Origin of the sequence: Pyxidicoccus caerfyrddinensis (assembly GCF_010894405.1) — a bacterium.
Classification (GTDB): Bacteria; Myxococcota; Myxococcia; order Myxococcales; family Myxococcaceae; genus Myxococcus; species Myxococcus caerfyrddinensis.
Window position 1 is genome coordinate 221,844 of the sequence record NZ_JAAIYA010000015.1, and the last position, 23,512, is coordinate 245,355.

Genomic DNA, 23,512 nt, shown 5'->3' on the forward strand with positions numbered 1-23,512 from the left:
GTGCGGGGTTCCGGCATCCTTGCGGACGCATGCGAACCCTCCACACCCTGTCCCTTGTCGCCGCGCTCGCCGTCACCCCGGCGCTCGCCGCGAACAAGCCCGCGAAGTCCACCCCTACGCCGCCTCCGGCCGCCAAGGCCGAGCCGCAGAGCGAGAAGAAGCCCATGTCCCTCCATGAACTCTCCGCCAACCGCCTGGACGGCACGTCCGAGAAGCTGTCCGACTTCCAGGGCAAGGTCGTCCTGGTGGTGAACACCGCCTCCGAGTGCGGCTACACGCCGCAGTACGCGGGCCTGGAGAAGCTGTACCAGGAGTACAAGGACAAGGGCGTCGTGGTGGTGGGCTTCCCCTCCAACGACTTCGGAGGCCAGGAGCCGGGCAGCGCGGCGGAGATCAAGAAGTTCTGCGAGCTGCGCTACAAGATCACCTTCCCCATGTTCGAGAAGGTGAAGACGAAGGGCGAGGGCCAGTCCCCCGTCTACGAGTTCCTCTCGCGCAACCACCCCGCGCCCAAGTGGAACTTCCACAAGTACGTGGTGGGCAAGGACGGCCAGGTGAAGGCCGCCTTCCCGAGCTCGGTGACGCCCGACAGCGCCGAGCTGAAGTCGGCCCTCGACGGCGCGCTCTCGCAGAAGTAGCCGGTTGCCGGACACGGGCGGCGAGGAGCCGTCCGCTGGCTGCACCCGGCCGCACGCATGGGGGCTCACGGGGCCTGTCGCTCCGCTTCCCGTCCTCATGCCGTGCGGCCTGCGCCGGCCGCGTGGCACCCGCGCGGGCCCCGCCACCATCCTCAAGGCGAACCTGGCCTGTGGAGGGGCTCCATGGACACGCGGGAAGCGGCGTGGCCGGAACTGCCGCTGGAGGCCTGGCGCGACAGCCAGGCCACGCTGCATCGGTACACGCAAATCCTGGGGAAGGTGAAGCTCGCGCTCACGCCGCCGCAGAACCACTGGTGGAACGTCACGTTCCGGGTGACTGCGCGCGGGCTGACGACGGGGCTCATTCCCTACGGTAGCGGCGGCTTCGAGGTGGACTTCGACTTCCTCGGGCACGAATTGCTCTTCCGCACGAGCGGGGGAGAGACGCGGGTGCTCGGGCTGGAGTCCCGGCCCGTCGCGGAGTTCTACCGGGACGTCATGGCGACGCTGCGCTCGCTCGGCGTCGAGGTGCGCATCTGGGACGTGCCCGTCGAGATTCCCGACGACACCACCCGCTTCAGCGAGGACCGGCACCACGCCACCTACCAGCCCGAGTACGTACAGCGCTGGTTCCAGGCGCTGCTCCAGTCGTCGCTCATCCTCGAGGAGTTCCGGACGCGCTTCACCGGCAAGTGCAGCCCGGTCCACTTCTTCTGGGGGGGCTTCGACCTGGCGGTGACGCGCTTCTCCGGTCGCCCCGCGCCGGAGCGCCCCGGCGCGGACATCATCACCCGCGAGTCGTACTGCGATGAGGTGTGCAGCGCCGGCTTCTGGCCGGGCACTCCGGAGACGAACGGGGCCGCCTTCTACTCCTACGCCGCGCCGGAGCCGGAAGGCTTCTCCACCGCGAGCGTCCGTCCCGCCGCGGCCCGCTATGACAAGGGCGGCTTCAATGAGTACCTGCTGACCTACGACGACGTCCGGCGCGCCGGGAATCCGAGGGCCTTCCTGCTCGACTTCTTCCAGAGCACCTACGACGCCTGCGCGGACCTTGGCGGGTGGGACCGGGCGGCGCTGGAGCGGCCCCTGTACCTGCCCGAGCATCCGCGCGAGGGCCGCGCCCCGGAAGCGTCGACGATGCTCCCGGAGCAGCCCTCGCCCTGAGGGGCGGCTCAGTCGATGGGTGGCAGCTCCGGGACGACGCCGTTCCGCTTCCACTTGCCGAGCTTCAGCTTCCCCTCGCTGCGCGCGAGGGTGAGGGCGAGCAGCGCGCGCTTCGCCGGCGGCAGCTCCTTCGCCAGGGCCAGGTACATCTCCTTGTCGAGCGCGGCGATGCGCTCGCGCGCCTCGAAGGCGCGCTGGGCGGCCGCGTCCACCTGCGGCTGGGCCGCGGCGTCTCCCCGGGCGGCCTGGTGGAGGGTGCGCGCGGCGTCGCGCACCTGCTCTCGCAGCGGGCGGCGGCGCTCGTCGAACCGGCGCAGTGTCTCCTCCAGCTTCAGCGCCTGCGCGTTGTCCAATTCCAGCGCGTCGGACAACTCCAGCACCTGCCGCAGCCGCTGTCGCTTCTCCACGCGCTCGATGCGCTCCGCGTCGCGGGCGCCCCCGTCCTTGCCCTTGTCGTCTCGGTGGGGCTGCGCCAGCGCCACCCAGGGCAGCAGCACCAGCGCCAGCGCCGCCCTCCGCGTCCGCTTCATCGTCCTCACAGCGTCTCTCCCAGGTCGAAGTCCATGTCCTCGTCCACGACGTCGCCGTCGTCCGGCGCGTCCGGGTCCTCGTCGAGCGGCTCCAGGCCGGCCCAGGCCTCGATGGCGGCCATCGTCTCCGCGTCCACCTCTTCTCCGTCCACGGTCGCCGCGGGGGAGCTCGGAGTCGTCACGGTGTCGGTGCCGCTCCGGGTGCCCTGAAGCCTGCCGGGCACCAGCAGCATCAGCGCCACCACCGCCGCCGCGGCCGCCACCGAGCCGAGCGTCCGCCGCCGCAGCCCCCGGTGCTGCGCGTCCCGCCGCCAGGCGGACAGGGTGCGCCGGGGCAGCTCCTCCACCTCGGCCTTCTCCTCGGCCGAGAGGGGCGGCATGTCCGCCAGCATGAGCACGCCCACTGTGGATGCGAGGGCCTCGCGGCACCCGTCGCACGTCTTCACATGGGCGTGGACGCGGGCGGCCTCGTCCGTCTCCAGGCCTCCCGTGGCGTGCACGTCCAGCAGCACCTCGTATTCAGGGCACGCGGCCATCAGCTCTTCTCCTCGGGCACGCCCACCTGCGCCTTCAACCGCTTCACTGCGTGGTGGAACTGCACCTTCGCGTTGTTCTCCGTGATTCGCAGCGTCTGGGCGATGTCCTTGAAGGACAGTCCGCCGTCGATTCGCAGCGTCAACACCTCGCGCTGGCGGCGGGGCAGTGCCAGCACCGCGGCGCGCACCTGGCGCTCGCGCTCACCCCGCTCCAGGCCCTCCTGCGCCGACTCCGTCGGGTCCACCGCCACCGCTTCCGGCCCCGCCTCTACCAGCACCGGTCGCCACCGCTGGCCCTGGCGCGCATGGTTCTTCGCCAGGTTGAGGGCAATGCGCACCAGCCACGCGCGGAAGGGCGCGGAGCCCACGGGCGTGAAGCGCGAGAAGACGCGGCGCGACGCCTCCAGCGCGCGCAGGAAGGCCGCCTGCGTCAGGTCCGCCGCGTCCTCGGGGCGCGACACGTAGCGCCGCACCAGCGAGAAGACGAGCGAGCGGTGCCGCTTCACCAGCACCTCGAAGGCCGCCGCCTCGCCCTCCAGGAAGGCGCGGCACAGCTCCTCGTCCGAGGCCCGCTCCAGTCCCGGCCGGGCCCCGCGCGAGGGCATCGCCACCACCCGCCCGCCTGTGTCTCCCGGACTCACACCCCTCCAACCCCCGAGGCCCCAGAAGGTTATTTTCGATACGGTTGGGTGCCAGAGTTTACGGATTGTGCAGGAATTGCAGCACGTTGGGTGGGTCAATCGTTCCGTGCCGGGTTGCTGGTGACGCTTGCCCGCTGACAGAATGCCTGGCTGCTCGTAACCACGGACGGGGCATGGTGACGGAAGGCTCTAGCTCTCGCATCAAGGGTGGAGTGCTCATCTCCCGGCTGAACATGCTGCGCCACCACGGCGGGCAGGTTCGGGTGGACGAGGTGCTGCGGCGGCTTCCGCCGGAGGACCAGGCGCTGTTGCGGAAGATGATTCTTCCCATCGCCTGGTATCCGCTGGAGCTGAACCTGCGGCTGGACTCGGCCATCGCGGAGGTGATGTCGCCGGAGGACAAGCGCCGGGCCTTCATCGACATGGGCCGCGCGTCCGCCGAGGAGGCGCTCCACGGGGCGCAGCACGTCTTCGTGCGGCCCGGAGACCCGCAGTTCCTGCTCAGCCAGGCGCCGCAGATCTACCGCTTCTATTACGCGGTGGGCTCGCGCACGTACGAGCAGGTGGGGGCTCACGGCGCGGTGCTGCGCACCTTCGGGGCGGAGAACGTCACGGAGACGGACTGCCTCACGATTATCGGCTGGCACGAGCGGGCCATCGAGCTGTCCGGCGGCCACGCGGTGAACACCACGCACCCGCTGTGTCGAGCCCGGGGCGCGCCGCATTGCGAGTACCACTTCGCCTGGCAGTGAGGCGCCGCGTCCCGGCGCTCAGCTGGCGGCCGGGTTGGCGCGCAGGTAGCGGAGCACGTCGTCGAGGTGGCGGTAGACGCGCACCTCGTGGCGGATGATGTGCTCGATGCGGCCGTCGGCGGCGATGATGAAGGTGACGCGCCGGTCGATGTTGAGCACGGGCCAGAGCACGTCATAGGCGCGGCTGATGTCCCGGTTCTCGTCACCGAGCAGGGCGAAGTGGATGTCCTCCTTCGCGGCGAACTCGCACTGCGTGCGCTGGGTGTCCACGGACACGCCCACCAGCTCCGCGCCGAGTGACTTGACGAGCTGGTGATTGTCCCGGAACGCCCGGTTCTCGATGGTGCAGCCGACGGTGAAGGCCTTGGGGAAGAAGAAGAGGACCACGCGCCGGCCGCGCAGCGCGGACAGGCGCAGGGACGCACCGTGACAGTCGGTGGCGGTGAAGTCCGGAGCGGAGTCTCCGACGGCAAGCATTCCGGTAGGTCCTCTTCCTGGTGAGCCAGGCTCGTTCCACCCCTACCACGTTTCGATGGGCGCGCTGCTGCCCCGGTTGCTCCGCGTGAGGGCCTGTCTGGCAGTGCTCGCTGGGCTGGCGGATGGTGCGCCGCCTGTCCCGCCTGGGGCCAACAGGACTGCACCGCGAGTCGGTGATGTGAGGAGCGCTTGATGTCTACGCGGTACTTCGACCTGTCAGACGACGTCTACATCCCGGGACGATGGGAGCAGGGAGTACCGCTCGATGCACAGGGGCAGAAGCTCCGGACCTGGACCTTCAGGCGAGGAGAGCGCGCTGACATTGATGGAGCCATCAGGATTCCCGTCACGGTTCAGGGACAGGCCTTGGGCTTCTCCGCGGCTGGAGCTGCCGTTCCCATCATTCCCATCATCCCGAGTGGCCCGGACTGGCCGGGGCATCGCCAGGCCTGGCGGGTCATCCATCGCGAGTCGGGGAGCACACTCCTCGTCACCGACGGCCTGTCTGACCCCTTCATCGACCGTGACGAGCTCACGACGGGGTTCGGTCTCGAGCTGGCCATCGAAACCAACGCTCGTCACCATCAAGGCCCTCCTGCCGTCGGAGCTCGAGTTCATGCTCGCACAGGGACGCGGTGGGCCGGCCGAGCTGGCACGCCGCTTCACCCAGGAGAGCGACGCGCCGCACCTGTCGCGCTCATGGCGCAAGCCCGTGGTTTGAGCGCGTTTCAAGGTAAGGTCCGCGCCCGTGCGGTCGACCCAGGACGTCTTTTCCTCGCAGGAATTCCCACGACGGCTGGCCCGGGCCATGGGCGTGACACGGGTGGCGCGTGTCACCGGGCTGGACAGGACCGGAGTCGAAGTGGCGTGCGCCGTGCGGCCCGGAGGCCACGTGCTCCAGGTGTGCAATGGCAAGGGCCTCACGTACTCCGACGCCTCGTGGGGCGCGCTGCTGGAGACGGCGGAGCTGTGGGCGGCGGAGACGGTGATGCCGGGCCGACTCATGTGGGGCTCTCGGGCGGAGCTGGACGGCCGGCTGGGCTCCCTGTGGGGCGCGGAGTCGCTCGGTTCCGCGGGCGCGCTCGTGGCTCCGCGTCTGTGGGGAGACGGAGTGCGCTGCGCCTGGCGTGAAGCCACCGAGCTGAACTCGGGGCGCTCGGTGTGGGTGCCCGCGCAGGGCATCCACGTGCCCCCTCCGGAGGGGCCCTCGTTGGGGCCGGTGGCGGCGGCGTGGACGAGCAACGGCTCCGGGGCGCACCCGGACGCGGGGCTGGCCCTGCTGCACGCGCTGCTGGAGGCGACGGAGCGGGACCAGCTCTCCCGGACACTGCCCGAGGGGTGGACGGAGGAAGGCGTGCGGCAACGCCTGCTGCGGCCCTCGGAGCTGCTGGAGGCGGCGCCTCGCACGTCGAAGCTGGCGGACACGCTCCGGGAGCGGGGCTTCGGCGTGTATCTCTTCGACGTCACCCCTTCCAAGCGCACGCCCGGCGCGGTGGGCCTGCCGGTGGGCGCAGCGGTGCTGGTGGACCTGGAGGAAGGGCCCGTCCCCCTCACCGCGGGCTATGCCTGTGCACTGAGCAGGGACGAGGCGCTGCTGAAGGCCCTGCTGGAGGCGGCCCAGTCGCGGCTGACGGACATCCACGGTGCGCGCGAGGACGTGGCCTCGGCGGACCGCGAGGCGGCGCGCGGCTTCGCGGACGCCTGCGCGCAGGTGCGCCCGAGACGGAGGGCCGAGGACATGCCGGACCTCGGCGCTCACGCGAAGGCCACGGCGGCGCGAAGGGTGCGGCGCGTGCTGGAATTGCTGAAGCGCGCAGGCTTCGCGCGAGCGGCCGCGGTGGAGCTGGATTCGCCCGTGCCGGGCCTGCACGTGCGGCGGGTGGTGGTGCCGGGCATGCACATCTCGGAGCTCCTATGACGCGGCGAGCGGACGCGCTGGTGGTCTTCCTGGGGCCCTCGCTGCCGGCGGACGAGGCGCGGCGGCTGGCGCCGTGCACGGTGCTGCCTCCGGCGAGGCAGGGGGACGTGTGGCGCGCGCTGAGCCTTCGGCCCCGAGCCATCGCCCTGGTGGACGGCGTCTTCGAGGCGCAGCCTTCGGTGTGGCACCACGAAATCCTGGCGGCGCTGGAGGCGGGCGTCGCCGTCTTCGGCGGCGCGAGCATGGGAGCGCTGCGCGCCGCCGAGCTGGCACCGCACGGCATGGTGGGCGTGGGGCGCATCTTCGCGTGGTATCGGGACGGCGTGGTGGTGGACGACTCCGAGGTCGCCCTGCTGCACGCCGATGAAGAGCACGGCTGGCGGCCGCTCACCGTGCCGCTCGTCAACGTGCGGCACGTGGCGGAGCGCGCGAGGGCGGCGCGGGTGCTCGGGCGCGACGCGGCGAGTGCGCTGGTGCAGGCGGCGGACGACCTCTTCTACCAGGAGCGCACCTGGCCCCGCGTGCTGGAGCGCGTGCGTCCAAGCTGGACGGAGTCCACGCGCGCCGCGTGGGAGAAGTGGTTCCCCAACGGCGGTGAGGACTTGAAGCGGCTGGATGCCATCGCCTGCGTCCAGGCCGCGGCGGAGTGGGTGGCTTCGGGCACTCCGGCTCCGGTGGGGGCGCGGCAGTCGCCCTCGTCGCTCGTGCGTCGCCGCCGGTTGGTGGATGACGTGACGCAGGTGCGCGGCGGCGCGGTGCCCTCGGGGCGCGTGCTGGAGGCGCTGCGCGAGGCGCCCGATGCAGTGGAGCTGGCCGAGGCGGGCCTGCGCCGGTCGCTGCTCGCGGGCCAGGCGCGGACGCTGGGGCTGACGGCGACTTCCGACGAAGTGGACGCGGAGGAGGCCGCATGGTGGGACGCGCGCGGCATCGCGCCCGGACGACGTGAGGCGTACCTCTCCGCGTGCGGGCTCGACACGGTAGGGCTGCGAAGGCTGTGCGAGGAGCTGGCGCTGGAGCGGCTCGTCCTGGCTCATGCGCCGCGCCTGCTGCCTGACGGACCGTCCTGGGACGAAGCCCTGGCCGCCGAGGCCCGTCTGCGCGGGCGCTGGGTCCGGGCCGCCAGGGACGTGGCGCGGGAGGACTCCGAGGACCCGACGGGGGACGTCGGGTCGGAGTGAAGCGGGGCACCCACCTCGCGGGTGGGAAATTCTGTGACAGACCCGCGGGAGAGGGTAAGGTCAACCCTGGAGGTTTCCCTTGTTCAGCCCCGCTCCCTGGGTGGTTCTCGAGCCTCTCGTGCAGCACGCGCCGGTGATGGCCTCGCCGTCACGTGGTGCCGTGCGCGTGGGTGGTCCGGGGGCGGGGCCTGGAACAACCTGGCGGGTGGGGTGGGTGGTGGAGGCCTGTCGATGAGGTCGCCGCCCTTCCACCCGGACCAACTGGTCCCCGACAGCGAGGTCGGCCCGTGGCGCGTGGTGGCGTCGCTGGGGGCCGGAGGCTTCGGGCGGGTCTTCAAGGTGGAGCGGGGCGGACGGTTCTATTCGCTGAAGATGGCGCTCCGTCCGGCGGGGTCGCACGCCGCCGAGGAGGAGGACGTCAACGGCCGGCTGGCGCACGAGGTGGCCTCGCTGCTGGCCTGCGCGCCGCACCCGAACCTTCCCCGGCTCCACGCGGTGGACCGCTGGCCGGAGCCGCCCGACGGCTACCTGTACTTCGTCACCGACTACGTGGACGGCGAGACGTTCCACGAGTGGCGCTGGCGCGTGAAGCCCACGGCGGCGCACCTGCTCTCCGTGTTCACGGAGGTGGTGCGCGTGGTGGCGGACCTGCACCGGCGCGGCATGCACCACCGGGACTTGAAGGGCGACAACCTGCTCATCCGCCGCGAGGACGAGCGTCCCTTCCTCATCGACCTGGGCACCGTGCGGATGCCGGGGGCGACGACGCTGACGGTGGGGGTGGCACCGGCCTCGCCGCACCTGCTGCCGCCCGAGTGCGTGGCCTTCCTCCGTGAGGGCACGTGGCAGCAGGGCGCGCACTTCGACGCGGGTGTGCCGGGAGACCTCTACGCGCTGGGCGCGCTGCTGTACGAGGCGCTCACGGACGGCTACGCGTTCGACCCGAAGCTCCCGTACGACCGGCTGCTGCCCGCCATCGAGACGGTGACGCCGCGAGCGCCGCACGTCGTGAATCCGAAGGTGCCGCGCGCCCTGAGCGACGTGGCCATGCGGCTCCTGGAGAAGCGTCCCGAGGACCGCTATCCGGGCACGGAGGCGCTGCTGCAGGCGCTCTGGGATGTGGCCAAGGAGAAGCGGCAGCCCGCATGGCGGGTGTCGCTGGACCGGCCTCCCGAGATGGACTCACAGAGCGCGGGCTCGGAGACGCCGCGCGTGCGGATGATGCCGGAATTGGGACGCGCGCCGCTGGAGGCGCTGAAGCCGCCGGAGTCCTCCGCAACGACGGAGCCCGAGCCAGCTCCCATGCCCGCCACGCTGGAGCCGCAAGCGCCCGCACCCATGAGCGGCTCCGAGTTTCTGCCTCAAGCCATGAAGGGCGAGGAGGTGACGTCGTCGTCCTCGCCGCGGAGGAGGAATCGGGCAGTGGTGGGGTTCGGGTTGGGCGTGCTCCTTGTCGTTGGCTTCGTGGCCTTCGCGCTGCCACGCCTCTCGCAATCCCCTGGAGGCGCGGCGGCGCCTGCTCCTCCGCCCTCTACCGAGAAAGGAAACCCCGCTGTGACGAGCCGTCCTCCGAGTCTTCCCGCTACAACCCCCCTGGCGGTGGTGCCGCCCTCCGCCGATGCCGGTGCCCCCCTGGACGCGGGCCTGCTGGCCTCCGCGCAGGTGACGGAATCTCCCGACAGTGGAGCTCCCGCGCCGTCAGCGCCGAAGCGTCCCGCCATGAGCCGCGCCGCGAAGGCGGCAGCCGCAGCCTGCATCACTGCGGCCTGTGCGAGCGGGCCTCAGGTGCGGACTGCATCTCCGGAGAAGCCGTGCGACCCGAAGGTCGTCGAGGGGATGGATAAGATGATGGGCTTGCCGGTGGGCTACAAACTCGGGAACGACGCGGAACTCTGGCTCACCGACGGGCTGCCGGAAGATACCGACATGATGCCCGCGCCGCCGGAAGGACCCTTCACCATCACCGTGTATAAAGAGTTCCGTGGCGACAGGCCGAATTTCAAGATCCTGGAGGGAACCCGCCTTCACGGACAGGTCTTTCGCGGGACGGACCGGCTCTATGGCTGGGTAACGGACATGGAAATGCCGGACGGCAAGCATTACCCCGTCTGTGCCAACCTCGTGCGCAACTCCAGGAGAGATGAGCTGGGACATCTCTATTTGCCCTCGAGTACACCCGAGAAGCTGCTGGTGTCTCCGTTCGTGAACCTGGCGGTGGCGAAGTCCCTCGGAAGGCTCGGCAAGTAGCGAGAGCAGCGAGCCCGATGGGATATGGATGCTCCCACCAGGAGGTCTTCCGGACTTGTTCGCTTCGTACTCCTTCATCGTGCTCGCGTGGGGGCTATTGCTGGCGCCTGTCGCGGACGCCGCCGACCCTGGAGCCACAGAGACGCTTGCTGGCGTCCGCCGCATCGACTTCAAGGAAACGGGGGCGTCGCTTCCTGAAATCCATATCGGCCCGGGGCTCTCCACGACCGTGCTCTTCGATTCACCGATCCGGCCCGATGAGGTGGTGCTCGAAGGACGCGAACGCTTCCAGAGGCTGGGCATGTCGGAGGACCACCTGGTGCTCATTCCCTCGAGCACCTTCCGACAAGGTGAGCAACTGCGGCTGGAAGTCCGATTCCACGACGGTGCGGCTCCGGAGCGGGCCGCGTTCAGGCTGGTGGTGGATGCCGCCCGGGTCGAGCGTCAGGTCGAGATCTACCGACAGCCCCGCACCGCGGAGTCCTATCGTCAGGAAGTCGAGGAGTTGAAGAGTGGAATGGCGCGGCTTCGTCAGGAGGTCGGAAGACTTCAGCGGTCGAATGCTTCGTCTGGCGACAGCGATTCCTGGATCGCGACCCTCGCGATAATGGGGGACATCGTTGACAAGACGCTGACCTACGGACGGGCGGACAGCTCTGCTCCGGTCTCCGTCACGGAGGCGAAGCTCTTGCGACTGCCGGGACGTTGGGTGGCCCTGTGCGTGGTGCTGAAGTGGCGTGGACGCGCTGGAGGATGGACGGCGGCAACGGCGGCGCTCCGAGATGCCCAGGGGCAGTCCATGAGGGTGCTGCGCCCGTGGCAGCAGGGCCCCGTGTCCATCAAGGGGGTTCAGAACGTCGTGATTGCAATCGAGGACGAGGCCGCGTTTCAACCGGGGCGATACACCCTCAAGCTGTTGGACGAGGGTGGCGGTACGTCTGTGACGCTCGAAGGGCTCGCGGTCCCTTGAGCGTGGTGCTCAATCCAGGAAACGGCGCTCCCAGCGCAGCTTGTCCTCTGGGATGAAGTCGTGAACGAACACGGTGCCTGGGTCGTGGTAGAGCCACGGCTCCAGCACGCGCGCGAGTTCCCGATAGGCGGGCAGGTTCTTTCCCGCTTCCAGGTCCCCAGCCTCGGGCCACTGTCCGAGCGTGACGACGGCGCGGTCTCCGGGCAGTTGCTGCACGGTGGTGCCCGGTGAGGACAGACGCGAGCGCAGTCCCTCCGTGCCGCCCAGTTCTCCCAGCACGGGCTGTCCGAGGAACGTCAGCCAGTACGCGCCAGGGATTCGTGTGCCGATGTCCCATGCGACAAGATCCTCAAGTACGTCCATGCCCGGGTAGCGGAAGCACATGCTTCGCACCCTCCGCCGGACACCCAATTCGTCTATGAGGGCGTTGAAGGAGAGACTGGCGTACCCGGAGTTGAAGGGCAGATGAGAGGCCAGCTCGAGCGCCAGTTCACGCACGTGTCCGGGGCCGTGTTGCTCCAAGTACTCCGTGGTCAACTTGAAGGTTGCAACACAGGCGCGTTCCGGACCATCGAAGGGGCCCGGGTTTTCTTTCGAAATGCCTTTGTAGTCGAAAGAGAATTCCGACATGCCGTTGGAGTTGCTTGCGAGCATGACGTAGGGACCAGCGGTTTCGAGAAGCTCCTTCTGGATGCGCTCCCAGGCGTCATCGTTGAGTTGGTGCCAATAACCCTCCGTATCCGGGTATATCGTCAGCGCTTCCGGGCCTACTGCCTGCATGAACACGTTCATCGCCCGGAGCACAGCCGGACCGAGCCCCTTGTGGGTGCGATGCATGTAGAAACAGAAGGTGAGGCCGTCGCGAATGAAGACGTAGCCGTCATTTGCCTGGACCCGGATCCGTGGATAGTGCTCGTTCACTCGATTTCCCTTCTGGGAGGTACGCGGGTCGGCTGTACTCCGAAGATGCTCTTGTAGGCCTCCCCCTGATTCGAGGCTCCACTGGCACTTCCGGAAGGGTAGTCCCTCCAGGCGGCTCGGTTGCCTTCGGGACAAGGGAACTTGAAGTCAAAGACGGCCTGAACCTGAAGTGGGTCGCCCGTGTGGATGATGACGTCTGGCACCACTGAGCCTGCCAGTTCCTTGCCTCCTTTGCGCAGCATCGCCAACTCCGTTTTGCGGCTGATCAGTTCCAGTTGTCGCGTCTCGGGGTGGATACGGTAGCGCTGTTCCAGGCTGAACCGTCCGGGCTGTGCGCGGCTCAGCTTCTCCTCCGTACACTGGCTGGCGAGCTCGTGTTTCGCGCCACCCAGTCTCATGCCACGGGTCACCGGATTCTCTCGTGTGCCGCCCACCTGTTGTTCGCATTCTGTCGCGGTCGGGGCCCGCCCACCGAACTCCTTCCGGTTCACCTCCGCATCCGCCCACTTCGCACATTCAAACAGGATGTCCTCGATGCTCTTCCAGACCAGTTCGTCGAGCACCTCCCACGCCTTGCCCGCCGCCGCCACCTGGACGGCCCGCACTTGGAGAGGAACGACGCTTTCCTCACCCGCGACTGTCGCGCAGTAGGCCGGGTTGCGCTCACACGCGGCGGTCGCCGAGTCCACGGCCTGCGCATAACTCCCCGCTCCGCGCCGGGAAGGGCTCCCCGCGCCACACCCCACGAGGAACAGGAGCACGCTCACGCCAGTGACACCGGTCAAACGCCGTTTCATTGGGTCCTTCTCCGGATGCGCATGCCCCAACGCTAGCCGAGCCCCAGCCAGGCCGCAGCCCTCGCTCCCCATCAAGCTCCGTCTGACACGATGAGCAACTGCATCTGGAACCCGTTGCGGCGACGGTGCGGTTCCAGAGAGTTGCGACACCCTCAAGCTGTGGGACGAGGGCGGCGGACAGTCCGTGACGCTCGAAGGGCTCCAAGTCCGCTGCGCGTGGGAATCAATCCAGGAAGCGGCGCTCCCAGCGGCGCTTGTCCTCCGGTGGGAAGTCCGGATCGAAGCGGGTACCTGCGTCGTGGTAGAGCCACGGCTCCATCACTCGCGCGAGTTCCCGGTAGGCGGGCAGGTTCTCTCCTGCTTCCACATCCCCCGCCTCGGGCCACTGTCCGAGTGTGACCACGGCGCGGTCTCCCGGAAGCTGCTGCACGGTGGTATCGGGAGCCGTCAGACGCGCACGCAGCCCTTCCGCGCCTCCCAGTTCACCCAACACGGGCTGTCCGAGGAACGTCAGCCAGTACGAGCCAGCGATTCGCGTGCCGATGTCCCACGAGACCGGGTGATCGAGCATGTCCACACCCAGGTAGCGGAAGCACATGCTCCGAATGCTCCGCCTGATACCCACTTCGTCCCTCATGGTGTCGAAGGAAAGGGTGGCGTACCCGGAGTTGAAGGGCAGGTGAGCTGCCAGTTCCAACGCCAGCCCGCGCGTGTGCTCGGGCCCCGACTCCTCCAGAAACGTTGAGGGTAGCCAGAAGCTGGCCACACAGGCACGTCTCGGGTCGTCAAACAGGCTCGGTTCTTCGAGTGATATCCCCTCGTACTCGAATCGAAAACCAGCAGCGCCCTGAGGCCGGTCCACCAGGGTGGCGAAGGTATGTGGGCCGGTGTCGAGCAGTGCCTGCCGTGTCCGCTCCCAGGCCGAGTCGTCCAGGCGCCGCCAATCGCCTTCCGCATCCGGATACCAGGCAAGGGTGTCTGGTCCCACTGCGCGTCTGTACGTGTCCAGTGCGCGCATCACGCTGGGCGCAATGCCTGCGTGGGAGCGATGCATGAAGAATCGAATGATGAGCCCAAGCCCAGTCCCACTGAACATGGAGCCGTCTGCGGTAGCGATTCGGACGCCAGGAAACCGTTCGCTCATTTGAAGACGCCTCCTGGAAGCACAGCCGTCGCACCCGCCCACTATTACACTCCCCTGGCGCGCCCCAGTACGGGCGCGAGGAGGCAGGCAAGCCATGGCCCGGATGTGTCAGGACGACGTAGGCCGCTGTGACTTCATCGACGTGCTCGAAGAGGCCGTCCTCCGACGCCGTCCCGTGGCCGTGGAGCTCCGCGCCGGGGAGTCCTTCGCGGACGTCGTCACCGACGTCGTCACCGAGCAGGGGGACGACTTCGCCGTCTTCCGCTCGCATGCCCGGGTGCCCGTCGGGGCCATCCTCTCCGTCACCCGCGAGCCCTCTTGAGCCCCGCGCTCCTCCGTGTAGGGTGCCGCCCAGGACGATGACCTCCCTTCCTCCGGCAGACTCCCTCCGCTGCATCAACGCCGACTCGCGCGAGCCGCAGGGCTACCGCGCCGCCCTCGGAGACACCCGCGCGGCCCTGCTCCACACGGACCCGCCCTACTGCCTCCTCACCCGGCGCCGGAAGGGCGGGGACCTCCGCGACACACGGGCCCACAAGAAGATCGACCAGAACCCCATCGTCCGCTTCGAAACGGTGCGCGACTACCGCACCTTCTCCGAGGCCTGGATGTCCCGCGCCGTCGCGCACCTCACCCCGGACGCGCCCCTCGTCATCTGGACCAACCTGCTCGGCAAGGAACCCATCCTCACCGCCGCCCGCGGCCTGGGCTACCCGCACCTGCGCGGCGAGTACGTCTGGGGCAAGCGCACCACCGACAAGAACGCCAACGAGCAGACCCTGCGCGTCTACGAGGTCGCCCTCGTCATTGCCCGCACGCCCGCGTCGCCGCTCGCGCCCGAGGACCTGCCCACCGTCTGGGCCGTCGTCGGCGGCTACGACGACGAAGCCGAGGCCGCGCGCTGGGGCGGCCACCCGCACCACAAGCCCTTCTCCGTCCTCGAGCCCCTGATCCGCACCTACAGCCGCCCGGGAGACACCGTGTTGGACCCGTTCGCCGGCAGCGGCTCCATGCCCGCAGCGGCGCTGCGGCTCGGCCGCCGGCCCGCGTGCCTCGAAGTCGAGCCCGAGTGGGCCGAGCGCGTCACCCGACGCCTCCGTGAGACAGCCGCGGAAGAGGCTCAGCGCGCCAGTTCGCGGTAGAGGCCCGGCACGCCAGCGCGCAGTAGCGGCCCGGCATGCCAGCGCGTGGTAGAGGCGCGGCACGCCAGCGCGCGCTACCGCGCTATCGCGCCAGGGCTCGATAGAGGCGCGTCTCCGCCCACGCGGGAATCTCCGTGGGCCGGTGCCCCCACCAGTTCATCACCAGCGTGCGCCGCTGCCTCGAGCGCCCCGGCAGCTTCCCATCCGGAATTTGATTCTCCGCGTCCAGCACGCCGTGCGTCAGCGTCCCGTCGAAGCGCACCAGCCGGTTGGGCCGCGGCGCCACCAGGTCCGCGGTGTCCAGCCGCGCCGGGGCCAGCGAGGGGTTCTCCGGCTCGGGCTTCTCGCGCGTCACCACCAGCGCGCCCCCGCGCACCCTGTTGAGGAACAGCACCGAGGAGATGCGCGGGTGCACCAACTCCCCCGTGCGCAGCGCCAGCTTCTCGTCCCGGTCCTGGTGGAAGTCCACGCGCACGTCCGTGGGGTACATGCGCGACAGCCACCACTCCACCCCCGCGATGCGCCGCCGGCCCGTCACCTCCGGCCGCAGCGAGAGGATGACCTCCTCCACCACGTTGGCGGGAGGGCCGAAGTCGTACCAGAAGGTCGTCTGGTACGTCTGACGCAGGCGCTCGGTGCCCAGGGCTCCCACGCACCGCAGCAGGCGGCGGAAGAGGGGAGCGGGCACGGCGCCTTCGGTGAGCTGGACGAGGGTTTCCACGGGTCCACCGAGCATTGTCCCACCGCCAGGGTGGGCGCCACCTTCCTTTGCCGCTAGGCTGCGCGGCCCATTCCCCTCCGGACAGGAGGGCGCGGAGACTCCGGATGAAGGCGCACCAGAAGATGCTCATCGGCATTGTCGCCGGCGCGGTGACGGGCCTCACCGTCAACGCCGTCGCCACTGCCATCGCCCGGAAGGCGGCCGGCATCGCCGAGGGGCCGGTCCCCGCCGACGTCATCGCCCAGCACTCGCCCTGGCTGCCGTGGACCGTGGACAACGTGGCCTCGCCCCTGGGCCAGATCTTCATCCGCCTGCTCCTCATGCTCGTGGTGCCCATGCTCTTCTCCGCGCTCGTCGTGGGCGTGGCGGAGCTGGACTTGAAGCAGGTGGGCCGCCTGGGCGCGCGCACGCTGGGCTACACCGTCGTCTTCTCCGCCATCTCCGTCCTCATCGGCCTGCTGCTCGTCAACGCGGTACAGCCGGGCGCGGGCTTGAGCGACGAGGCGCGTGCCATGGCCCGGGGAGGCGCCACGGTGAAGGCCGCGCCTCCGCCGGAGGCCACGTCGTTCGGCGCCGTGCTCGTCTCCATGGTGCCCACCAACCCCCTCAAGGCCGCCGCCGAAGGGGACTTCATCGGCCTCATCGTCTTCTCGCTCATCTTCGGCATGGGCCTGGCGCTCACCCAGGGCGAGCCCGCCCTGCGGCTGAAGGAAATCATCCAGGGCCTCTACGATGTGATGATGAAGCTCATCGACGGCGTGCTGCGGCTGGCGCCCTTCGGCGTGGCCGCGCTGCTGTATGCGATGACGGCCCGGCTGGGGCTGGGCATCCTGGCGCAGCTCGCCGCGTACGTGGCCACGGTGCTGCTGGCGCTGGGCATCCACATGTTCGTCGTCTACTCGCTGTCGGTGCGCTTCCTGGGCGGGCGCAACCCGCTCCAGTTCTTCCGCGACATCCGGCTGGTGATGGCGACCGCCTTCTCCACGGCGTCCTCCAGCGCCACGCTGCCCACCGCGCTCAAGGTGGCCGAGGAGAACCTCAAGCTGCCGCGCAACGTGTCCCGCTTCGTGCTCACCGCGGGCTCGGCGATGAACCAGAACGGCACGGCGCTCTTCGAGGGCGTCACCGTGCTCTTCCTCGCCCAGGTCTACGGCGTGCCGCTCAGCCTGCCGGACCAGGGGCTCATCATGTTCATCTGCATCCTGGCGGGCATCGGCACGGCGGGCGTGCCGGCGGGCTCCATCCCCGTCATCGCGATGATTCTGGGCATGTTCAAGATTCCGGTGGAGGGGCTGGGCCTCATCCTCGGCGTGGACCGCTTCCTGGACATGTGCCGCACCACCCTCAACGTCACCGGGGACCTCGCGGCCGCGGTGTACGTCGCCCGGGGGGAGCCGCTCGACCGCCCGGCCGGGGAGGGGGCGGCAGACCCTTCCGCGTCCTGACACCCGGCATTTCGCAGCCCATCCTTCACCACGAGAGCAGTCAACTCGCAGCACCCGCCAAGGAGCCCGTATGAGGGTCGCCAAGGATTCCGTCGTCTCGCTGGAGTACCGGCTGCACCTGGGAGATGAGCAGGTCATCGACCAGAGCGCGCCCGGACAGCCGCTCGCCTACCTGCACGGCCACAAGCAGATTGTCCCGGGCCTGGAGGGCGCCATCGAGGGCATGTCCGCTGGCGAGAGCAAGCAGGTGGTGGTGGCCCCCGGCCAGGGCTACGGCGAGCACGACCCGGAAGGGGTGCGCACGGTGCCGCGCAACATGCTGCCGCCCGGCTTCAACCCGCAGCCCGGGCAGACGCTGATGGCGCAGACGGACCAGGGCGACATTCCCCTGCGCATCCAGGAGGTGCGCCAGGACGCCGTCGTCGTGGACCTCAACCACCCGCTGGCCGGCAAGACGCTCCACTTCGACGTCACCGTGCGCGAGGTGCGCGCCGCCTCGCAGGAAGAGCTCACCCACGGCCACGTCCATGGCGCGGGCGGTCACGACCACGGCTGAGACGCGCTGACGCATCGCGGCCACTCGCGGGGTGGGGGCATCCGGGCCCCACCCTCCGAGTGGAACAAGCATTTCGCGGGGCCGGGGGCGGTGCACTATCGTCGGCGCCCCAATGAGTCCCACCTCACCGTCTCCGTCCCCGAGCGAGCTGCGCATCCACCCGTCCGACACGCCGCCGCACGGCGACCCGGGGGCGTCCGCGGAGAAGGACCCGGAGCGCTACTGGCTCGAGCACGTCTACCAGGGCGGCAGCCGCCAGCTCACCGTGCGCGCCGTCATCGCGGGCATGCTCATCGGCGCGGTGATGTGTCTGTCCAACCTGTACGTCATCCTCAAGACGGGCTGGAGCCTGGGCGTCACGATTACCGCCTGCATCCTGGCCTTCGCGGTGTTCGGCACGCTGCGCTCGCTGCGGCTGTTGAAGAAGGAGTTCACCGACCTGGAGAACAACGCCATGGGCTCGGTGGCTTCGGCCGCCGGCTACATGACGGGCGGCGGCAACATGGCGGCGGTGCCCGCGCTGCTGATGCTCACCGGCACGCTGCCGTCCCCCGGCTGGCTGGTGGTGTGGTTCGCCGTCATCTCCGCGCTGGGCGTCTTCGCGGCCATCCCCATCAAGCGCCAGCTCATCAACATCGAGGCGCTGCCGTTCCCCACCGGCACGGCCACCGCGGAGACCATCCGCGCGCTGCACGGCCATGGCGAGGTGGCCCGCCGCAAGTCGCGGCTGCTGGGCCTGTCGGGGCTGGTGGGCGCATTGCTGGTGTTCTTCCGTGACGCGCGCATGGGCTGGCTGACCAACATCCCGGACAAGGTGAGCCTGCCCTTCACGATGCTGGGGAAGAAGGCCTCGGCCTGGACGCTGTCGTTCGACTTCAGCCTGCTGCTGGTGGGCGCGGGCGCGCTGGTGAGCTTCAAGACGGGCTGGTCCATGCTGCTGGGCGCGGTGCTCACCTACGGCTTCCTCGCGCCGGCCATGGTGAGCCAGGGCGCCATCCCCGAGGTGACGTACAAGGCCATCAACAGCTGGATGGTGTGGACGGGCTCGGCGGTGCTGGTGTCCTCGGGCCTGCTGTCCTTCGCCTTCCAGTGGCGCAGCGTGGCGCGCTCCTTCAAGGCGCTGTCCGGCCTGTTCGGCGGCAAGGGCGCGCAGGAGGAGCAGGACCCGCTGGCCGGCATCGAGTGCCCGCCGTCCTGGTTCCCCCTGGGCTTCGCGGTGCTGGGCCCGGTGGCCATCTTCCTGATGGTCTACCTCTTCCAGATTCCGTGGTGGGCCGGCGTGCTGGCCATGCCGCTGGCCGTCATCATGGGCGTCATCGCCAGCCGCGTGACGGGTGAGACGGACACCACGCCCACCAAGGCGCTGGGCCCCGTCACCCAGCTCATCTTCGGCGGCCTGGCGCCGGGCAACATCCCCGCCAACGTGATGAGCGCCAACGCCACGGGCGGCGTGGGGCTGCACTCGGCGGACCTGCTGACCGATTTGAAGTCCGGGTGGCTCCTGGGCGCCAACCCGCGCCAGCAGTTCGTGGCGCAGCTGTTCGGCGTGGTGGCGGGCGCGGCGGTGGTGGTGCCGGTGTTCCGCATCCTGGTGCCCAGCGCGGACGTGCTGGGCACGGAGGAGTTCCCCGCGCCCGCGTCCATGGTGTGGGCCGGCGTGTCGAAGCTGCTGGCCGCGGGCGTGTCCGCGCTGCCCCAGACGGCCCGGGTGGGCGCGCTGTGTGGCGCGACGCTGGGCATCCTCCTGGTTCTGCTGGAGAAGTTCGCCCCGGCGAAGGCGAAGGCCTATGTGCCGTCCGCCGCGGGCTTCGGCCTGGCCATCGTCATCCCCGGCTCCAGCTCCATCGCGTTCTTCATCGGCTCGGCCCTCGCGGAGGGCCTGCGCCGCGCGAAGCCGAAGCTGGCCGAGGACATGGTGCTGCCGGTGTCCTCGGGCTTCATCGCCGGAGAGAGCCTGCTGGGCATCGGCATCGCGATGGCCAAGGCCTTCGGGGTGATGCCGAAGTAGCTTCAGTCCACCTTGGGAGTGGACTGAGTCCTCAGTCCACCTTGGACGTCGCGAAGGACACGCCCCCGACGAAGCGGAAGGTGGGCGTGTCCAGGCCGGCGCCGACGCCCGGCCCGCCCATGACGTAGAGGTCCATGAAGGACAGGGCGTGCTTGCGGATGGCCAGCAGCAGCTCGGCGCCCACGCGGCCTCCCTGCAGCGGCACACCCACCAGCACGCTCACCTCTCCGCGCGTGGAGTCGCCGGCGCGGGACGTCACGGTGCCCGCCAGGCGCAGCTCGCTGCCGACGATGTCCTTCGACTCGCCGGACAGCGCGCCCAGCTCCCGCTTCTCGCGCAGCAGCACGCCGGCCTCGCCGCCCACCTGCCAGTCCTCGGCCAGGAAGCCGAGCTGGAGCTTCGGGTGGACCGCGTAGTCGTCGCGCGCCAGCAGCTCCACGCTGCCCACCGGCACCGCGGCGCTGACGTCCGCCGCCAGCTGCAAGCCGAAGTCCTGGCGCAGCAGGGCGGCACGCAGGCCCACCCAGGGCGTCCCCATGCCCTGGCCCGTGGGAGGCGACACGCCCATGTGGGGCTCGCCGCCCTGCTGGACGATGTAGGGCACCTCCGCCGCCACCTGGAGCCAGGACAGCACGCCGTAGGCGGCCGTCACGTCCAGGGTGAAGCGGTTCTCCACCAGCCCCGTGCCGGCGCCCGGCTCCCAGCGCGTCTGGAAGTGGAAGGGCAGGTTCTCGTAGTGGCCCTGCACCGCCATGCGCAGCATGCCCTGCGGGAGCGTGCGGCCGGTGCCCACCATCAGGGAGCCCAGCGCCGCCGGGTCCAGCTCCAGCCGCTGGAGGTTGAAGTGGGGAAGCTGCGGGTCCTGCGCCAGCGCGGAGGCGGGGCCGAGGAGCAGCGCGAGGGACGACACAGCGGAAAGCAGGGCGAGCGAAGGCCGGGAAGGCACGACGACTCCTTCGATGAATGACAGCGCGAAGAGACAGGCCCCGAAACCTTGGAGCAGTCGCATGCTGGGAATTGGAGTGCAAGCGCAGCGCTATTTCGCCCCTGCGCGGAAACTATTGCCTGCCCGCCGCGGCAGCCTCCTTGACGCGCGCTCCGTTCGGACTCTCCCTGTCTTGCGGTGAAGTCCAGTTCCTGAGGGCGCCGTGAGGCGGGTGCAATGGCCCTGCGGGCGGGGCGTACGGCAGACACCGCAAGGGGTGCACCGTGTCCGTCCTGGTCGATGACCTCCGCTTCTCGCTCCGGTTGTTGCTCAAGAACCGGAGCTTCACGCTCGTCTCCGTGCTGACGCTCGCCCTGGCCATCGGGGCGAACACCGCCATCTTCAGCGTCGTGCACGGGGTGTTGCTGCGCCCGCTGCCGTACCCGGAGTCGGAGCAGCTGGTGCAGCTCATCCGCCGGGAGCCGGGGGGCGAGAGCCCGTCGCAGAGCGTCGCGCACTACGCGCTGCTGTCCGGCGAGTCCGCCCTCTTCTCGAAGGTGACGGCCTACGAGGTGCTCCCCAGCGGCTTCAACCTGGTGGGAGACGGAATGCCGGAGCGGATGTCCGGCGTGCGCGTGACGGGGACGTTCTTCGACACCTTCGGCGTGCGGCCGGAGCTGGGCCGCGGCTTCCTGCCGGAGGAGGACGTGCCGGGCGGCGGCCACGCGGTGGTCATCAGCCATGGGTTCTGGCAGCGCCGCTTCGGCGGGGCCGCGGACGTCATCGGCAAGTCGCTCACGCTGAACGACCAGCCCTACACGGTGGTGGGCGTGGCGCCCGCGAGCTTCCAGTACCCGCAGGGCGTGCAGCTGTGGACGCCGCTGCAGCTGGACCTCACCAACGAGGACAACTCCAACTACCTCTTCATCACCGCGCGGCTGAAGGCGGACCTGTCGCCCCAGTCCGTGGACTCGGCCCTGGCGACGTTCAGCGCCCGGCTGCGCGCCGAGAAGCCGCTCCTCATCGACGAGAAGGAGCTGTTCCACGCGGAGGACCTGCGCGCGTTCCTTGCCGGGGACTTGCGGCTGGCGCTCTGGGTGCTGCTGGGCGCGGTGGCCCTGGTGCTGCTCATCGCGTGCGTCAACCTGGCCAACCTCCAGCTCGCGCGGGCCGCGGCACGGCAGCGGGAATTGGTGGTGCGCGCGGCCCTGGGCGCGGCACCGGGACGGCTGGTGCGCCAGCTCCTCACGGAGAGCCTGCTGCTGTCGCTGGCGGGGGGAGGGCTCGGACTGCTGCTGGCCGCGGCGGCGCTGCCCGCGCTGCTGGCGCTGGCCCCGGCGGCGACGGCCGTGTCGGGGAGCGGCGGGCTGGGGAGCGCGGCAGTGGGCGTCAACGGAGCGGTGCTGCTCTTCACGCTGGGGGCGTCGGTGGTGACAGGCCTGCTGTTCGGCCTGCTGCCCGCGTGGCACGCGTCGAGCCCGGACCTGCAGACGGCGCTGCGCGAAGGGGCGCAGCGGGCCACCGCGGGCCGGGGAGGTGGGCGGACGCGGCGGCTCCTGGTGGTGGGGCAGGTGGCGCTGGCCGTGGTGCTGCTGGTGGGCGCGGCGCTGCTCATCCGCGGCTTCGCGTCGCTGAGCCACACGGCCCCGGGGTTCGACGCGCACGACGTCCACGTGCTGAAGCTGTCCCTGCCGGAGGCGCGCTACGCCGAGCCCGCCGTGCTGGAGCGCTTCGCGAAGCAGGTGGTGGAGCGGGTGTCGGCGCTGCCGGGCGTGGAGGCGGTGGGCTTCTCGTCGGCGCTGCCCATGGGCCTGGGCCCCGGCATGCAGTTCTCCATCGAGGGCAAGTTCGAGGGGCGCATGGACGGGCCCGGCCTGGGCGGCGGGCAGTTCCGTCCGGTGACGCCGGGGTACTTCAAGGCGCTGGACATCGGCCTCGTGCGCGGCCGGCTGCTGGCGGAGACGGACGTGGCGGGCTCGGAGCCGGTGGTCGTCATCAACGAGGCGACGGCGCGCAAGTACTGGCCGGGCGAGGACCCCATCGGTCAGCGCGTGCGGTTCGCTCCCACGGTGCCCAGCATCCGGGACGAGGTGCCGCGCACGGTGGTGGGCATCGTCCGGGACGTGCGGGAGAACGGCCTGGCGGAGGACGTGCCCACGGTCCAGTACGTCGCGCTGGGGCAGATGGTGCCGGGCTTCAACCGGATGCTGGTGCGCATGCTGCCGCAGCACCTCATCGTGCGCTCCAAGGGCTCCCACGCGGCGCTGGTGGCCTCCTTGCAGCGCGAGCTGTGGGCGGTGGACCCGCAGCAGCCGGTGACGGAGACGCTGAAGCTGGAGGACCACGTGGAGCGCTCGCTGGGCTCGGAGCGCTTCAACATGGTGCTGCTGGGATTGATGGCGGCGCTCGCGCTGGTGCTCGCGGCCGTTGGCATCTACGGCGTGCTGTCCTACCTGGTGAGCCAGCGGACGCGGGAGATGGGCGTGCGGCTGGCGCTGGGCGCGCCGCGCGCCGAGGTGGTGCGGCTGGTGTTCCTCCAGGGCCTGGGCTCGGTGGGCCTGGGCGTGCTGCTGGGCGTGGCGGGCGCATGGGGCCTGACGCGCGTGGTGGAGGGCATGGTGCACGGGGTGAGCGCCCTGGACCCGCTGGCCTTCTCCGCCGCGCCGCTGGTGCTGCTGGGTGTGGGGCTGGTGGCCACGTGGGTGCCCGCGCTGCGCGCCTCGCGCGTGGACCCCATCATCGCGCTGAAGTACGACTGACGGGGGCAGGGCGGGCGCAGCTGTGAGGCAGGCGCCCGTGGCC

22 protein-coding genes are annotated in these 23,512 nt (G+C 70.1%); 13 read left to right on the forward strand and 9 right to left on the reverse strand.

Features of this window, described 5'->3' with window-relative positions; all coding sequences use genetic code 11:
- Window positions 1–29 precede the first annotated feature (29 nt).
- Window positions 30–638 carry a glutathione peroxidase gene (locus tag G4D86_RS32120; RefSeq protein WP_163997903.1) on the forward strand — a complete coding sequence of 203 codons (609 nt, stop codon included), beginning with the start codon at window positions 30–32 and terminating at the stop codon, window positions 636–638.
- 183 nt (window positions 639–821) lie between these two features.
- On the forward strand, window positions 822–1,802 hold the full coding sequence (locus tag G4D86_RS32125; RefSeq protein WP_163997904.1) for a DUF5996 family protein: 981 nt from the start codon (window positions 822–824) through the stop codon (window positions 1,800–1,802).
- Between the two features lie 8 nt (window positions 1,803–1,810).
- On the opposite strand, the gene G4D86_RS32130 is transcribed toward G4D86_RS32125, so the two are convergent.
- The 3 genes from G4D86_RS32130 to G4D86_RS32140 are packed head-to-tail and all read right to left on the reverse strand — an operon-like array spanning window position 1,811 to window position 3,509.
- A complete protein-coding gene (locus tag G4D86_RS32130) occupies window positions 1,811–2,332 on the reverse strand; it encodes a hypothetical protein (protein WP_240360586.1) in 522 nt (173 codons plus the stop codon).
- Window positions 2,333–2,337: 5 nt separating this feature from the next.
- Window positions 2,338–2,868: a zf-HC2 domain-containing protein gene (locus G4D86_RS32135; protein ID WP_163997906.1), complete on the reverse strand. Its 531-nt coding sequence runs from the start codon at window positions 2,866–2,868 to the stop codon at window positions 2,338–2,340.
- Window positions 2,868–3,509 carry an RNA polymerase sigma factor gene (locus tag G4D86_RS32140; RefSeq protein ID WP_163997907.1) on the reverse strand — a complete coding sequence of 214 codons (642 nt, stop codon included), beginning with the start codon at window positions 3,507–3,509 and terminating at the stop codon, window positions 2,868–2,870. Before G4D86_RS32140 ends, G4D86_RS32135 begins: the two co-directional genes overlap by 1 nt.
- A gap of 173 nt (window positions 3,510–3,682) precedes the next feature.
- Between G4D86_RS32140 and G4D86_RS32145 the strand changes: the two genes are divergently transcribed.
- Entirely contained in the window at window positions 3,683–4,261 is a 579-nt protein-coding gene (locus G4D86_RS32145; RefSeq protein ID WP_163997908.1) for a TIGR02265 family protein, read from the forward strand.
- Window positions 4,262–4,279: 18 nt separating this feature from the next.
- Here G4D86_RS32145 and G4D86_RS32150 read toward each other — a convergent pair whose 3' ends face one another.
- Window positions 4,280–4,738, reverse strand: coding sequence for a peroxiredoxin (locus G4D86_RS32150; RefSeq protein WP_163997909.1), 459 nt, complete (start codon window positions 4,736–4,738; stop codon window positions 4,280–4,282).
- Window positions 4,739–5,546: 808 nt separating this feature from the next.
- Between G4D86_RS32150 and G4D86_RS32160 the strand changes: the two genes are divergently transcribed.
- The 4 genes from G4D86_RS32160 to G4D86_RS32175 all read left to right on the forward strand — a co-directional run bounded on the left by G4D86_RS32160 (window position 5,547) and on the right by G4D86_RS32175 (window position 11,051).
- On the forward strand, window positions 5,547–6,656 hold the full coding sequence (locus G4D86_RS32160; protein WP_205519918.1) for a YcaO-like family protein: 1,110 nt from the start codon (window positions 5,547–5,549) through the stop codon (window positions 6,654–6,656).
- Window positions 6,653–7,834: a TfuA-like protein gene (locus G4D86_RS32165; RefSeq protein WP_163997911.1), complete on the forward strand. Its 1,182-nt coding sequence runs from the start codon at window positions 6,653–6,655 to the stop codon at window positions 7,832–7,834. The genes G4D86_RS32160 and G4D86_RS32165 overlap by 4 nt, the downstream gene beginning before the upstream one ends.
- A gap of 231 nt (window positions 7,835–8,065) precedes the next feature.
- Window positions 8,066–10,081 (forward strand): serine/threonine protein kinase, encoded by a 2,016-nt coding sequence (locus tag G4D86_RS32170; RefSeq protein ID WP_163997912.1) that lies wholly within the window; start codon window positions 8,066–8,068, stop codon window positions 10,079–10,081.
- A 55-nt stretch (window positions 10,082–10,136) separates the two neighbouring features.
- Window positions 10,137–11,051 (forward strand): DUF2381 family protein, encoded by a 915-nt coding sequence (locus G4D86_RS32175; RefSeq protein WP_163997913.1) that lies wholly within the window; start codon window positions 10,137–10,139, stop codon window positions 11,049–11,051.
- Window positions 11,052–11,060: 9 nt separating this feature from the next.
- On the opposite strand, the gene G4D86_RS32180 is transcribed toward G4D86_RS32175, so the two are convergent.
- The 3 genes from G4D86_RS32180 to G4D86_RS32190 all read right to left on the reverse strand — a co-directional run bounded on the left by G4D86_RS32180 (window position 11,061) and on the right by G4D86_RS32190 (window position 13,913).
- Entirely contained in the window at window positions 11,061–11,972 is a 912-nt protein-coding gene (locus tag G4D86_RS32180; protein ID WP_240360587.1) for a DUF3396 domain-containing protein, read from the reverse strand.
- On the reverse strand, window positions 11,969–12,661 hold the full coding sequence (locus G4D86_RS32185; RefSeq protein ID WP_163997914.1) for a hypothetical protein: 693 nt from the start codon (window positions 12,659–12,661) through the stop codon (window positions 11,969–11,971). The genes G4D86_RS32180 and G4D86_RS32185 overlap by 4 nt, the downstream gene beginning before the upstream one ends.
- Before the next feature lie 331 nt (window positions 12,662–12,992).
- Window positions 12,993–13,913 (reverse strand): type VI immunity family protein, encoded by a 921-nt coding sequence (locus G4D86_RS32190; RefSeq protein WP_163997915.1) that lies wholly within the window; start codon window positions 13,911–13,913, stop codon window positions 12,993–12,995.
- 94 nt (window positions 13,914–14,007) lie between these two features.
- On the opposite strand from G4D86_RS32190, the gene G4D86_RS32195 reads away from it, so the two are divergent.
- Both G4D86_RS32195 and G4D86_RS32200 read left to right on the forward strand, forming a co-directional pair.
- Complete coding sequence (locus G4D86_RS32195; RefSeq protein ID WP_163997916.1) at window positions 14,008–14,235, forward strand: hypothetical protein; 228 nt, start codon at window positions 14,008–14,010, stop codon at window positions 14,233–14,235.
- 37 nt (window positions 14,236–14,272) lie between these two features.
- Window positions 14,273–15,055, forward strand: a complete 783-nt coding sequence (locus G4D86_RS32200) for a DNA-methyltransferase (RefSeq protein ID WP_163997917.1) — start codon at window positions 14,273–14,275, stop codon at window positions 15,053–15,055.
- A gap of 82 nt (window positions 15,056–15,137) precedes the next feature.
- Here the strand turns inward: G4D86_RS32200 and G4D86_RS32205 are convergent, their stop codons facing one another.
- Complete coding sequence (locus G4D86_RS32205; protein ID WP_163997918.1) at window positions 15,138–15,776, reverse strand: hypothetical protein; 639 nt, start codon at window positions 15,774–15,776, stop codon at window positions 15,138–15,140.
- 104 nt (window positions 15,777–15,880) lie between these two features.
- On the opposite strand from G4D86_RS32205, the gene G4D86_RS32210 reads away from it, so the two are divergent.
- The 3 genes from G4D86_RS32210 (at window position 15,881) to G4D86_RS32220 (ending at window position 19,785) form a co-directional block, all read left to right on the forward strand.
- Entirely contained in the window at window positions 15,881–17,221 is a 1,341-nt protein-coding gene (locus G4D86_RS32210; RefSeq protein WP_163997919.1) for a dicarboxylate/amino acid:cation symporter, read from the forward strand.
- Window positions 17,222–17,291: 70 nt separating this feature from the next.
- Window positions 17,292–17,777: an FKBP-type peptidyl-prolyl cis-trans isomerase gene (locus G4D86_RS32215; protein ID WP_163997920.1), complete on the forward strand. Its 486-nt coding sequence runs from the start codon at window positions 17,292–17,294 to the stop codon at window positions 17,775–17,777.
- Between the two features lie 112 nt (window positions 17,778–17,889).
- Window positions 17,890–19,785, forward strand: coding sequence for an OPT family oligopeptide transporter (locus tag G4D86_RS32220; protein ID WP_163997921.1), 1,896 nt, complete (start codon window positions 17,890–17,892; stop codon window positions 19,783–19,785).
- A 31-nt stretch (window positions 19,786–19,816) separates the two neighbouring features.
- On the opposite strand, the gene G4D86_RS32225 is transcribed toward G4D86_RS32220, so the two are convergent.
- Complete coding sequence (locus tag G4D86_RS32225; protein WP_163997922.1) at window positions 19,817–20,794, reverse strand: flagellar motor protein MotB; 978 nt, start codon at window positions 20,792–20,794, stop codon at window positions 19,817–19,819.
- 200 nt (window positions 20,795–20,994) lie between these two features.
- Between G4D86_RS32225 and G4D86_RS32230 the strand changes: the two genes are divergently transcribed.
- Entirely contained in the window at window positions 20,995–23,469 is a 2,475-nt protein-coding gene (locus tag G4D86_RS32230) for an ABC transporter permease (RefSeq protein ID WP_163997923.1), read from the forward strand.
- Window positions 23,470–23,512: the final 43 nt, after the last annotated feature.